The organism is Amycolatopsis palatopharyngis (assembly GCF_003385185.1).
GTDB classification, from domain to species: Bacteria; Actinomycetota; Actinomycetes; order Mycobacteriales; family Pseudonocardiaceae; genus Amycolatopsis; species Amycolatopsis palatopharyngis.
In genome coordinates, this window is sequence record NZ_PQHZ01000066.1 from 15,760 (window position 1) to 28,542 (window position 12,783).

Here is a 12,783-nt window from a genome sequence, read left to right on the forward strand (position 1 = left end):
GACGTGGGTGCGGCGGGTGTTGGTTAGGGTGCGCTGGGTTACGTCCGCTGGCTGGGCCTGGGGTGCTGGGTGGCTTCGATCGATCGGACCGCCTATCCTCGGTTCAAGCGGGTGGTGTCGGTCCGTGAGCTGGCGGAGGCGTTCACGCCGGTCGCCGGCGAGATTGAGTGGGCTCGGGGGCGGAGTCAGGGCGAGCCGAACTTCCTGGCGTTGGTGGTGCTGCTGAAGTGCTACCAGCGGCTGGGGCATTTCCCGAAGCTGGCTGACGTGCCGGTGGTGGTGATCAACCATGTCCGGGCCGCGCTGGGCCTGGCCGAGGACGTCCTGGCGGTGCACGAGTCGGATCGGACGTTGTGTCGCCACCGTGACTACGTCCGTGACCGACTGAATGTGGTCTACAAGCCCGCCGAGGCACGCGCGATCGCCGAGAAAGCGATCCGCAAGGCGGTCACCACGAAGGACAACCCGGCCGACCTGATCAACGTCGCGCTGGAGGAGCTGGTCCGGGCACGGCGCGAGCTGCCGGGGTTCACCACGCTGGACAAGATGGTCTCCGCGAGCCGCACCGAGACGAACACCGCGTTGTTCGGGCTGGTCGCGACCCGGCTGGACGCGGCGGACCGGCGGCGGCTCGCGCGGCTGCTGTGGCTGGACCCGACATCGCGGCGCAGCGAGTTTGACCGGCTGAAGACGCCGGCGAAGGCGGCGTCGGTGGGAAAGTTCAAGCTTCGCCTGGCCCACCTGCAAGCGCTGGACGAGCTCGGCGCGACCGAGCAGTGGCTCGACGGCATCCCGGCGACGAAGATCGCGCATTTCGCCGGGGAGGCGCGGGTGACCGACGTCGGCGACATGCGGGATATCGGCGAGGCGAAGCGGTGGACGTTGCTGGCGAGCCTGATCCACGAGTGCCGGACCACGGCCCGGGACGAGGTCGCGACGATGTTCTGCAAGCGGATGGCGGTGATCCACAAGAAGGGCAAGGAGCGGCTGGTCGAGCTGCATGAGCAGCACCGCGCCGAGTCCGAGCGGCTGCTGGACGTGTTCGGTGATGTCCTGGCCGGCGCCCGGGAGGCCACCGCACCAGACAACGACGGCGCGACCGCGCCGGAACCCGCGGCCGCGGTGGCCGAGCGGGCCGGGCGGCTGCTGCTCAAGACGCTGGCCGACGCGGGCGGGGTGGAGCAGCTCTCGGCAGCGCATGAGGTGGTGTCGGCGCACCACGGCAACAACTACCTGCCGTTGCTGGAGAAGTTCTACAAGAGCCACCGCTCGGCGCTGTTCACCCTGCTCGACACCCTCGACCTGGAGCCGACCAGCGCGGATCACAGCGTGGCCGACGCGGTGGAGTTCCTGCGCGCGATCCGGGGCCGCACCGGCGAGTACGTCCCGGAGAAGGTGACCGTCGGGCGTGGGGCGGACGCGGTGACGGTGGCGATCGACATCGACTTCGTCACTGAGGCGTGGCGCAAGATCCTGGTGGTGAAGGACCGGCCGGGCAAGCTGGTGCGCCGTCACCTGGAGGTGTGCGTGTTCTCCTACCTCGCCTCCGAGCTGCGCTCCGGGGACATCGCGGTGGTCGGCGCCGACTCCTACGCCAACCTGCACGCGCAGCTGATGTCCTGGGATGAGTGCGTCCCGCTGGCCGAGCAGTTCTGCGGCCAGGCCGGGATTCCCTCGGACCCGAAGGAGCTCACGGCGCACTACCGGGCGGCGCTGACCGATATCGCCGCGGTGGTGGACGCCGGGTTCCCGCACAACACCGACCTGTCCTTCGAGGACGGCCGCCCGGTCCTGCGGCGCCGCAAGGGTGCCGACCGGCGCCCGTCCGCGCTGGCGCTGGAGGAGTCGATTCACCAGCGGCTGCCCGAACGCGGGCTGCTGGACATCCTGGCCCGCACCGCGCACCTGGTCGGCTGGCCGCGGCACTTCGGGCCGGCGTCGGGATCGGACCCGAAGATCCGCGACGCGATGGCCCGCTACGTCCTGACCGTGTTCGCCAACGGCACGCTTCTCGGCCCCGCGCAGGTCGCGCGGCACATGCGTGACCAGGTCAGCGCGCACGAGCTGTCGATCGCGGCGAACAAGCACACCACTTGCGCCAAGATCGACGCCGCGTCCACCGACGTGATCAACGAGTTCGCGAAGCTCGACGTCGCCGGGATGTGGGGCGACGGCCGGGTGGTCGCGGTGGACGGCACGCAGGTGGACACGTGGGAGAACAACATCCTCGCCGAGTCCCACATCCGCTACGGCGGCTACGGCGGGATCGCCTACCGGCACATCTCCGACACCTACATCGCCCTGTTCTCCCACTTCATCCCGTGCGGGGTGTGGGCGGCCGTCTATATCATCGAAGGGTTGCTGCGCAACGACTCGGAGATCCAGCCCGACACGATCCACGCCGACACCCAAGGCCAGTCCCTGCCTGTTTTCGGGCTCGCCGCGCTGCTCGGCTTCGACCTGCTCCCGCGCATCCGCAACTGGGCGGATCTGAACTTCTACCGGCCCAGCGCGGACACCGGGTTCGCGCACATCGACTCGCTGTTCGGCGACAACGTGATCGACTGGGGCCTGATCGAGACGCATTGGACGGACCTGCTGCGCACCGCGATCTCGATCAGCGAGGGCCGGTTGTCGTCGATGACGCTGCTGCGCCGGCTGGGCAACAACTCGCGGAAGAACCGCCTGTACCGGGCGTTCCGGGAGCTGGGCCGGGTCATCCGCACGATCACGCTGCTGCGGTTCCTCGCGGACGCGCAGTTGCGGGAGCAGATCACCGCGATCACCAACAAGGCCGAGGCGTTCCACGGGTTCTCCGCGTGGCTGCGTTTCGGCGGGGAGGCGGTCGGGCGTAACGACCCGGACTACCAGGAAAAGATCATCAAGTTCAACGAGCTGCTCGCGAACTGCGTGATCTACTCCAACGCCTGCGACATCACCGCCGCGGCGAACGCGCTGGCCTCCGACGGGCACCCGATCGACACCGACGATCTGGCCACGATCTCCCCGTACATCACCCACACCATCCGCCGCTTCGGGGACTGGGTGCTCGATCTGTCGCCGCCTGACGCGGTGCCGGTCACTACGCTGGACCTGGTGCCGGGGGCGCTGTTCCCCGGCGACGCCACCGCGCCGCGCCGGACAAGGGCGCGCGTCACCGCGAAGTAAGGGATCCTGATGACCACCCGTTGGGTCCGCTACGTCGTTCCGGTCATGGTCGAGATCGACTGCGACAACGACTCCATCGCGGGCTGCGCGCAACCCCAATCGCCGGGAAGCGCCCCCTGGGGGAAACTGCCTCGCGCGCGACGCGCATGCGTCTCGCCACTTAGGGCGCGATCCGACGCCCCAACCCCGCACGACGAGGTTTCACGTTTCATCGCTGCTCGGGGAGCGGCGTGCCCGGATGTTCGGAGTCGCCGGACTGGCGATCCCGGTGGGGGGCCGCACTGGAGACCGTTGCACTGGAGACAGTGGCTGTGGCCTGGCCGCATATGGCGGGCGTGGTGGCGTGGTCGAGTCCTCCGGGACGCTTATCGGACCGTTGCCTGAGGGTGGCTCGTCATTCTCGCTATCGCCATCCCCGGTCAGGATGCAAAAGTCGGTGAGGAAGCAAGCGACCTCGCCGTCGGCGGTGCGCCCAACCCAGGTTGGATAGTGCCCGTCTCCGCTACCAGAGGGAAACGCCACCGCAAGGGGCCGGTCCCCGTCGTCGGCCAGTGTGGCGGGCGCGGTGCGGTCGGTCTCGCCGAGGATGTGGATGTCCAGGTTAGATAGCAGCTGGTTGCTGTAGTCGTCGTTCTCGCGCAGCGCCGCGATGTTCGCCGCGTCCACGAAGCCGCCGGCGCCGCCGACGACCGGATAGCCGAAGTACTCGTCGTCGCCCAGTTCGGCGGCATCCTGGCCCGCGCACGTCGCCATCTCCCAGGAGGCGGCTGGCTCGTCCCGGATCATCAGCCGGGCCGCCGCGACCCACTCCTGCGCATCCTGCTCGTCCGGTTCGCCGAACACGGCGAGCACCAGCACCACCGGATACCGGCCCGGTGGCACCTGTTGGACAAACCTGTCCTCGGAGCCGGACATCGACAAGAACATGGCCGGCTCGCCGGCGACGACCCGCCCGGACGGCAGCCACAGCGAGGCGTCCTGCCGCAGCCGGACGGTGGCGACATCGCCGCGGGACAGTGTGTGATGCGTTCCTGGGGCGAACAGCCATTCGAAATCGGGTGCGGACACCGGCATAACTGCTCCTTCGACGAGTTTCTTCACTGTCCACCGGCGCCGAAGACGGATGACACCTTGGCGACACCTGATGAAGCGATCGTAGCCACCTCTTCTCCCCGGCCTAGCCATGTCCACCGGCAAATGTCCTAACGGATCCGATCGGATACCTGGAAGGGCACCGGTGTCAGGCTTCGCGCGGCAAGGGACCTGTAGTTTCTCTCATAAATGAACAGTTGTGACAGTTCTGCGAACAGCCCGATCCGCCCCGAAGATCCGCAGGTCGCGATTCGCACAAAACCTCTCAGAACCCCCCCCCCGTTACCTTTTTCGTAGCTCCTGATCAAGGAGTCGTGGTCGCCAGGTCCGGCATGACTGACGCCCCCAGTCGAGCGCATGATCCGGGGGGTGGTGTCACCGGACCTGGTGGCATCGAGGGACCGCTGATAGGGACACGGCCGCCCGCCGGGCAGGTCTCGTCGTAACGTGGGTGCCGGCCGTCGATGCCCGACCGGCGACCACCCGCGACGAACGAACGGCAGGACGGATGACCAGCGGTTACCAGGTGTTCCTCGGCCTGGACGTCGGCAAGGGCGAACACCACGCCGTCGGCCTGGACCCGGCGGGCAAGCGGCTTCACGACGCGCCGCTGCCCAACAGCGAACCGAAGCTGCGGGCGCTGTTCGACAAGCTCGCCGCGCACGGGCCGTTGCTGGTGGTGGTCGATCAACCGGCGACGATCGGCGCGCTGCCGGTCGCGGTGGCCCGCGCGGCCGGCCACCGGGTGGCCTACCTGCCCGGCCTGGCCATGCGACGCATCGCCGACCTCTACCCCGGCCGCGCGAAAACCGACGCCCGGGACGCGTTCGTCATCGCCGACGCCGCCCGCTCGCTGCCGCACACGCTGCGCCCGGTCGACGTCGGCGACGACGCCCTGGCCGAGCTGGACGTGCTGGTCGGGTTCGACGACGACCTGGCCGGTGAGGCCACCCGGATCGGCAACCGCATCCGCGGCCTGCTCACCGGCGTCCACCCCGCCCTGGAACGCGCGATCGGCCCGAGGATCAGTCACCCGGCGGTGCTGGAGATCCTGTCCCGCTGCGGCGGCCCGACCGGCATCCGCGCCGCCGGCCGCCGCAAGCTCACCGCGATCGCCACCGCGCACGCGCCCCGCATGGGCGACAAACTCGTCACCGCGATCCTGGCCGCGCTGGACGAGCAGACCGTCGTCGTCCCGGGCACAACGGCGGCCGACACCGTCCTGCCCCGTCTGGCCGACAGCCTGAAAACCGTTCTCCAGCAACGCAAACAGGTCGCCACCGAGGTCGAAGGGATACTCGATGCGCACCCTCTTGCCGGGGTCCTGACCTCCATGCCCGGCGTCGGGGTCAGGACCGCAGCCCGCATCCTGCTGGAGATCGGCGACGCCACGGCGTTCAAGTCCTCCGGCCACCTGGCCGCCTACGCCGGCATCGCCCCGGTCACCCGCAGCTCGGGCTCCTCCATCAAGGGCGAGCACCCGGCCCGCACCGGCAACCGCAAACTCAAGCGGGCGTTCTTCCTCGCCGCGTTCGCAGCCTTGTCCGACCCCACCAGCAGGGCCTATTACCAGCGAAAACGCGATGAAGGGAAGAAGCACAACGCCGCGCTGATCTGCCTGGCGCGGCGCCGCTGCGACGTCCTGTTCGCCATGCTCCGCAACAAGACCTACTACCGGCACCCCGAGACCACTCCTGCCCCGGCTGCGGCTTGACAACCACATAGGGACACCCCCCCCGGTTTTGACAGAGTTCTGAGAGACTGGAGGTATGCAACTCGGACCCGACGACGCAGCGGCCGCGGTCGAACGCCACCCCTGCCCGCAATGCGACGTCCCCGCCGGCAGCGCCTGCCGCACCCGCGCCGGGAAGACCGCCGCGAAGTACCACACCGCGCGCTTCATCCTCGTGCCCGCGCTACGCGACGAACTCACCGTACCCGTCCCGGCCGATCGCGGGCCCGGCAAGAAGTGGACGCAGTGCCCCGAGGTCGCCGCGCCGGCGCCTGAGACGAACGGGGCGCCGATCCGGATCGGCTACGCTCGCTGCTCGACGGCCACCCAGGAGTTGCAAAGCCAGCTCGACGCGCTCGCGGCCGCGCACTGCACGCGGGTGTTCTCCGAGAAGATCAGCACCCGCATCAAGATCCGCCCCGAGCTGGAGAAGGCACTCACCCTCGCCCACGAGATCAAGATCGCGGCACCGGACCAGCCGGTGATCCTGACCGTGCACGAGATGAAACGCCTTGCCCGCAACGCCGCCGAGCTGATGACGCTGTCCGCCCAGCTGCAAGGTGGCGGGGTGCAGCTGGAGCTGCTGAGTGGGCCGCTGACCGGCATCTACGACCCACACGGTATGGGATCGATGCTCTTCGCCGTGCTCGCCGTCGCCGCCCAGCTCGACCGCGACTACATCCGCGAAAAGACCCTCGAAGGCCAGCAGGCCGCCGCCGCACGCGGCAACCACGGCGGCCGACCCAAGGTGATCGACGAAGACGACGTGCTCTTCGCCCGCGCCCTGCGCGACAAGGGCACCCCGATGCCCGACATCGTCAAGAAGCTGACCATCAAGACCGGCAAGAACGCCGGCCGGCACCCCTCAGTTGCCTCGCTCTACCGCGCCCTCGCCGACAACGACGCCTGACCAGGCACTACCCGACTACTTGGCAGGTTTCTCCCGTATCCCGGCGGTCCCCCTCCTACCGCTGCCCGACCTGTGGGGCCATGGGCCGTCTGCTGCGCGGGCACTGCGTATCCTGCATCGCGCGTCGGGACTTGGTCGAGCTGTTCACCCAGCCCGACGGGCAACCGGCCGCCTGGTTGGCGCCGCTGGCCGAGCTGCTGGAGAGCTACGACAACCCGTACTCGCTGTGCCTGTATCTGCGCCGGCCCGGCGGACAACTCATCCGCCGCATGGTCACCGGCGAACTGGCTTGCTCGCACGAGGCACTCGACGAGCTCCGGCAGACCACCGCGGTCCAGCACCTGCGCGGTACTCGCCGAGATCCTCGAACCCCGCGAGGAAGAACTCGCCCAGCTCACCCGCGACGTCCAGACCCTGCTGGCCCGAGTAACCGTCCAGCAGGACAAGACCATCCTGGCTCGCTACGTCCGGTGGCACCTGATGCCCCTGGCCCACCAGCGCGCCGAGCGGGATTCCGGCTTCACGCGCTACCAGCGCGAACACCTCCGGCGGAAGCTCGACGCCGCCCGCCTGTTGCTGAGCTACCTCCGCGCCCGCGGCATCAGCCTGGCCGCCCTCACCCAACCCGTGATGGACCGCTGGCTGATCCGCAACCGGCCCCGCCAGCGTTACGCGCGCCCGTTCCTGCTGTGGGCCGCAACCAACGGCCTCGCCCCCGCCCACGTCGCGATCGGCACCTCGGCCCACACCGGCAACCGGGAGATCATGAGCGACACCGACCGAGTCCTGCTCGCCGTCAAGCTGGAGACCGACGACACCCAGGCGCTGACCGATCGTGCCGCCGGCTGCCTGGTCCTGCAATACGGGCAAAGCTGCTGGCGACTGGTCAACCTCACCACCGACGACGTCCTCGCCCACCCGGACGAGCCCGGCGTCCTCGGCCTGCAACTCGGCCGCGACCCCTTGTGGCTACGCCCCCGGCTGTCCGTACTCCTGCAGCAGCTCGTCAACAACCGCCGCCCGCTCGCGGGCGCGCTGCGGCACCGCCCGACTCCCTACCTGTTCCCAGGGCTGCGCCCCGACCGGCCGATGACGTCGGCCACCCTCCAGGCCCGGCTGCGCAAGCTGGGCGTCCCCAGCGCCCGCACCGCCCGCAACGGCGCCTGGATGTCACTGGTTGGTTCCGTCCACTGGAAGATGCTCGCCGACCTGCTCGGTGTGGCCGACACCACCGCCAGCGCCTGGCACCGGGAGAACGGCGGCGACCGCGCCAGCTACGTCGCCAGCCGCCTTCGCCAGGGACAACGAAGCGTCGCACCCGAGTAACCGTGGCGCCATGTGTGTCCACTATGTGTCCACGTCGCGTCACCGGGTGAAGTCGCTGAGCTTCGTGTCCTTGCTCATGAGGAGATCGATGGGTGGAGGCCAGCGGCGGGATCGGCGGTGATCTGGTCGGTGTCGGTGTCGTAGTCGAACAGTTCGGCGTAGCGGCCCCAGGCGATGGCGGGGTGTCGAGTTGCTGCTGGGCGTTTTCAGCGGAGAAGGGGCGGCGGGATACCGCCGGTGAATAGCCGGGGAAGATTCCCCGCAGGATGAGTTTCCGCCACCACAGCGGCGGCTTCGCGTAGGTCGCTGGGGATCGCGCTGGCCTCGGCGATGACGTTGAACAGGATGTACCACTGGGCGCCCAGCGACATGAGCAGGATGCCGCCCCAGTTCAGCGCCCCCGCCGAGGCTGAGCACCACAGCGTGGCGGCGGTGTCCAAGCCCACGCACGCTCAGCCCGTCCCGCAGGATCACCCCAGCACCCAGGAACCCCCGATGCCGGAGACGATCTGGGCGGCACCCCGCGTGGGATCGGCAGAGCTGGCGCCGCTGACATCCCCGAAGCCGTAGGCGGACAGCAGCACGAACAGCGTGGCACCCCACAGCAACCAGGGCATTGGTCCGCAGCCCCACCATCCGGGCCCGATACTGCCGCTCGAAACCGATCAGCGCGCCCAACCCGACGCCAGCGCCGACACGCAGCGCCATCTCGACGGTGCCCGAGTCATCTTCCGCTCGCGTCGTCATGATCAGCCCCTGGCCGCCCCGCCCGAACGCCGCCACCGCAGCCGATGCGGCTCACAACCACGCTCGCCCGCCACGCAGGTACCTCGCCTTGACGACCTGGGCCGCCACGACATAGCTGAACAAGATCGCCAGCAGCCAGGGGAAGTAGCCCAGCGGCAGCGCCGCCATCCGCAGCGCGCCCGCAAGCTGCGACCACGGCAGCAGCAGGCCAACGAGTACCACCGCTACTGCGGCGGCCAGCACCGGCCGAGACGGTGCGCCGCACGGCGTCCAGACCTGCATCCCGGTCTGGCGGGTGCGCAGCACGAGCACGATCAGGACCTGCGAGAGCAGTCCCTCGATGAACCAACCTGCCTGGAACATCGCCTGCTCGGCGGGGCTGTCGATGTCCAGCAGCCACCACAGCACGGCGAACGTGGCCAGGTCGAACAGCGAACTCAGCGGGCCGAAGGTGAGCATGAATCGGGTCAGGCCGCCGGTGTCCCACCGCCGTGGCCGGCGCAGATAGTCCTGGTCGACGCGGTCCCAGGGCAGCGCCAGTTGCGCCGCGTCGTAGAGCAGGTTCTGCACCATGAGCTGGATGGGCAGCATCGGCAGGAACGGTAGCGTCGCGCTGGCCACCAGGACACTGAGCACGTTGCCCAGGTTCGAACTCGCGGTGATCTTGACGTACTTCATGGTGTTGCCCAGCGTGCGGCGACCCTCCACCATCGCGCGGGCCAGCACCGTGAGGTCCTTGTCCAGCAGGATCAGATCGGCGGCGTCCTTGGCGACATCGGTGGCGGTGTCCGCAGCGATCCCCACATCCGCCGTCCGCAACGCCACTGTGTCGTTGACCCCGTCCCCGACGAACCCAACCGCGTGCCCGGCGTCCCGCAGCGCGGTCACGATCCGCGCCTTGTGTACCGGATTGACCTGGGCGAAGACCGTCGTGCGCGCCACGAGCCGACGCAGCTGCGCGTCGTCGGCATCCTCAACCTGCGTCCCCAGCACGATCTCGCCCACGGGGATGCCGACCTGGGCTGCCACCTGCGCTGCGACGTGCCGGTTGTCACCGGTGAGGATCTTGACCGTGACTCCGTGGTCGGCCAGGGTCCGCGCCGCGTCGGCCGCGCTGTCGCGCACCGGGTCGACGAACCCGACAAACCCGACAAGGACAAGGTCGTGCTCGTCACCCTCGTCGTAGCCGCTCAGCCGGGCGGGATACTCGCAGGCGGCGACGGCCAAGATCCGCATGCCGTGATCAGCGTAAGCGCGCACGACCTCGCCAGCCTCGCGGCGATCTGCTTCGCTGAGCTCGACTACCTCGCCGGCCCGCCGTGCGTGGGTGCAGCGGGGCAGGATCTGGTCGGGGTCGCCCTTGGTGATCAGGATGTGCTCGCCGGGCTGCTGTCGCACCACCACCGTGGCGCGCCGCCGGGTGTGGTCGAAGGGGATCTCGTCGATCTTGGTGAACGCCGCGTCGGTGACCAGCGGCGCGTCGTCGGTGGCGAGCTGGTCGATGATGGCTTCGTCGAGCCGGTTGTGCGGGCAGGTCTGGAAATGCACGGCCAGGTAGGCGTACTCGGCGGCCTCGCCGTCCGGCCGTCCGGCCGGGTCGATACTGTGCGCGTAGGCCACCCGGTCCTGGGTGAGTGTGCCGGTCTTGTCCACGCACAGCACGTCCATGCCCGCCAGGTCTTGGATGGCGTTGAGCCGGGTGATGACCACCTGCTGGCGGGAAAGGTGCACCGCGCCGCGGGCCAGGTTGGCGGCGACGATCACGGGCAGCATTTCCGGGGTCAAGCCGACCGCGACCGCGACCGCGAACAGCGCGGCCTGCGCCCAGTCGCCGGTGACGGTGCCGTTGACCGCCAGCACGATCGGCGCCATCACCAGCATGAACCGCACCAGCGTCCAGCCCACGGCGCGCACGCCGCGGTCGAAGCTGCTCTCAGGGCGGGCGTGCCGGGCCTGCTCGGCCATCGTCCCCAAGTAGGTGCGCGGCCCCGTGGTGATCACCACCGCGGTCGCGGTGCCGCTCAGGATCGACGTGCCGGCGAAGCACACCGACGACAGGTCCGCGATCTCGCCACCGGTCCGGCCGCGGGGTTGCCGATCGGGCACAGGCGATGGTGGCCCCTTGCGCACCGGCAGGGTCTCCCCGGACAGCGCGGACTGGTCGACCAGCAGCGCGTTGGCCGCCACCACCCGCGCATCGGCCGGCACCAGATCCCCCGTCGCCAACACGATCACGTCACCCGGTACCAGGTCCTCTGGCGGCACCTCCCGCTCGGTCGGGGCGAGCCCGTCACCGGGCCGCCTGCGCACCGTAGTCGTCGTGGTCACCAGCGCCCGCAGGCCGCGTAACGCCTGATCGGACCGAACCTGCTGCCACCACCGCAGCACCACACTGAGCAGCACCATCACGCTCACGGTGACCGCACCACGCAGATCCCCGAGAACGGTGAACACCACGCCCAGCCCGGTCAGCAAGGCCACGAACGGGCTAGCCACCGCGGACCGCGCCCGCCCCACCCACACCGACCCTTCGTGCCGCTGCAGCCGATTGTCGGCGCACACGGCCGACCGGTGGGTTGCCTCCTGCTCGGTCAGCCCTTTCGGGGAGCTGGACAACCGCTGAAACAGCGTGATCGGGGCCGCTGTCGCCAGCTCCCGCAGCTCCGGGTCAACCCAGGACACCACGCCGTTCGCCACCCGGTTCACAACCCATCTCCAGGCGACTGAGGCGTCGTGATCACCGGAGCCAGCCCTTCCGCTTGATGTAGGCCAGCGGAATCAACGCCGCCACGAGGGTTAACAGCGTGGTCACCAGGAAGCCGTGCTCCCATTCCAGCTCCGGCATCCAGGTGAAGTTCATGCCGTAGAACGTCGCGATCAGCGTCGGAGGCAGGAACACCGCGGTGATGATGGTGAACACCTTGACGATCTGGTTCTGCTTCACATCCAGCGACGTCATAATGGACTGCTGCAGATAACGCACCTTGTCGTGCTCGAAACTCGCGTGTTCCTTCACCCCGTCGATGTCGGCGATCAGGATGTCGATCAGCTTGCCCAGCTCCACCTCGCTCGCCGCGGTCTCGGCACGCAGGTACCGGGCGGCACGGGCCAGCAGCAATTGCGACTCCTGGGAGCGGGACACGATCTCCTCGGCCTCGTTCATTCGAGCGATGGTGTCCTGCATGTCCATCACCCCGATGTCCCGCCCGTTCTCGTCCACCCCCTTCGTGGCCATGTCGATCTCGTCGGTCATCGCCTCCAGGGCGTCGCTGGCGTAGTCGATCACCCGCTCGGCGGCCTCGTTCAGCGCGTACAGCAGCGCATACATCACCCCGTGCGGCGACCCGGCCAGGTGCGGCGTGCGCCGCATCCGCGCAACGGCCTTGTCGAACGGCGCGAACCTGACTTCTGGTTGCAAGGTGACGAGCACGTCGTGGCCGAGCGCGAACACGACCGCCTCGCGGCTGATCGTGTCCCCGGTGCGCAGGTTGACGACCACGGGCAGATAAACGAAGTCGTCGGTCTCCCACACCCGACCGTTGGCCGCCGCGAAATCCACCCCCAGTCCCTCGATCCGCTCGGCAGCCACCTGCGGATCACCGGCCGGAACCTGGACCCAACGACGACGCAGATCGACCGGGTCGAACCGAGTCCGTTCAGTCCGAGTTTCCATGACGTCTCCTAATACTGCAACGGCAGTTGGTCGTCGTGTGGTAGATCATCGTTGTGGTGGTCGATGTGGTGATGGGGCAGCTGGATCGGGTTCATGATCGGATCGCGGGACGGTTCAGGCGGTCGGAGCCGCGGG

The 12,783-nt window shown here is 68.9% G+C and carries 9 protein-coding genes and 1 pseudogene; 4 read left to right on the forward strand and 6 right to left on the reverse strand.

Annotated elements, in window-relative coordinates:
- Positions 1-69: 69 nt before the first annotated feature.
- The gene (locus D0C15_RS30385) at positions 70-3,168 is read left to right on the forward strand and encodes a Tn3 family transposase (protein WP_091679433.1); all 3,099 of its coding nucleotides are present in this window, start codon (positions 70-72) and stop codon (positions 3,166-3,168) included.
- A 201-nt stretch (positions 3,169-3,369) separates the two neighbouring features.
- On the opposite strand, the gene D0C15_RS30390 is transcribed toward D0C15_RS30385, so the two are convergent.
- Positions 3,370-4,236 carry a DUF4241 domain-containing protein gene (locus D0C15_RS30390; protein ID WP_211323387.1) on the reverse strand — a complete coding sequence of 289 codons (867 nt, stop codon included), beginning with the start codon at positions 4,234-4,236 and terminating at the stop codon, positions 3,370-3,372.
- Between the two features lie 532 nt (positions 4,237-4,768).
- Here D0C15_RS30390 and D0C15_RS30395 point away from each other — a divergent pair.
- Positions 4,769-5,974: an IS110 family RNA-guided transposase gene (locus D0C15_RS30395; protein WP_091679428.1), complete on the forward strand. Its 1,206-nt coding sequence runs from the start codon at positions 4,769-4,771 to the stop codon at positions 5,972-5,974.
- Between the two features lie 55 nt (positions 5,975-6,029).
- A complete protein-coding gene (locus D0C15_RS30400) occupies positions 6,030-6,902 on the forward strand; it encodes a recombinase family protein (RefSeq protein ID WP_091679426.1) in 873 nt (290 codons plus the stop codon).
- 273 nt (positions 6,903-7,175) lie between these two features.
- Here the strand turns inward: D0C15_RS30400 and D0C15_RS34350 are convergent, their stop codons facing one another.
- Complete coding sequence (locus tag D0C15_RS34350) at positions 7,176-7,379, reverse strand: hypothetical protein (protein WP_143101977.1); 204 nt, start codon at positions 7,377-7,379, stop codon at positions 7,176-7,178.
- 3 nt (positions 7,380-7,382) lie between these two features.
- On the opposite strand from D0C15_RS34350, the gene D0C15_RS30405 reads away from it, so the two are divergent.
- Positions 7,383-8,228: a hypothetical protein gene (locus D0C15_RS30405; RefSeq protein WP_091679423.1), complete on the forward strand. Its 846-nt coding sequence runs from the start codon at positions 7,383-7,385 to the stop codon at positions 8,226-8,228.
- Between the two features lie 206 nt (positions 8,229-8,434).
- On the opposite strand, the gene D0C15_RS35835 is transcribed toward D0C15_RS30405, so the two are convergent.
- The 4 genes and pseudogenes from D0C15_RS35835 to D0C15_RS30430 all read right to left on the reverse strand — a co-directional run bounded on the left by D0C15_RS35835 (position 8,435) and on the right by D0C15_RS30430 (position 12,648).
- On the reverse strand, positions 8,435-8,674 hold the full coding sequence (locus tag D0C15_RS35835) for a hypothetical protein (protein ID WP_091679421.1): 240 nt from the start codon (positions 8,672-8,674) through the stop codon (positions 8,435-8,437).
- 49 nt (positions 8,675-8,723) lie between these two features.
- Positions 8,724-8,975: pseudogene (locus tag D0C15_RS35630) on the reverse strand (MgtC/SapB family protein); the annotation flags it as partial.
- Between the two features lie 51 nt (positions 8,976-9,026).
- Positions 9,027-11,681: a magnesium-translocating P-type ATPase gene (gene mgtA / locus D0C15_RS30425; protein WP_245788968.1), complete on the reverse strand. Its 2,655-nt coding sequence runs from the start codon at positions 11,679-11,681 to the stop codon at positions 9,027-9,029.
- A gap of 31 nt (positions 11,682-11,712) precedes the next feature.
- Positions 11,713-12,648: a CorA family divalent cation transporter gene (locus D0C15_RS30430; RefSeq protein ID WP_091679418.1), complete on the reverse strand. Its 936-nt coding sequence runs from the start codon at positions 12,646-12,648 to the stop codon at positions 11,713-11,715.
- Between the last annotated feature and the right edge of the window lie 135 nt (positions 12,649-12,783).

Coding starts and splice junctions, on each gene's coding strand:
- D0C15_RS30395 (WP_091679428.1), top strand. CDS start 4,769: ATGACCAGCGGTTACCAGGTGTTCCTCGGCCTGGACGTCGGCAAGGGC.
- D0C15_RS30400 (WP_091679426.1), top strand. CDS start 6,030: ATGCAACTCGGACCCGACGACGCAGCGGCCGCGGTCGAACGCCACCCC.
- D0C15_RS30405 (WP_091679423.1), top strand. CDS start 7,383: ATGCCCCTGGCCCACCAGCGCGCCGAGCGGGATTCCGGCTTCACGCGC.
- D0C15_RS30430 (WP_091679418.1), bottom strand. CDS start 12,648: ATGGAAACTCGGACTGAACGGACTCGGTTCGACCCGGTCGATCTGCGT.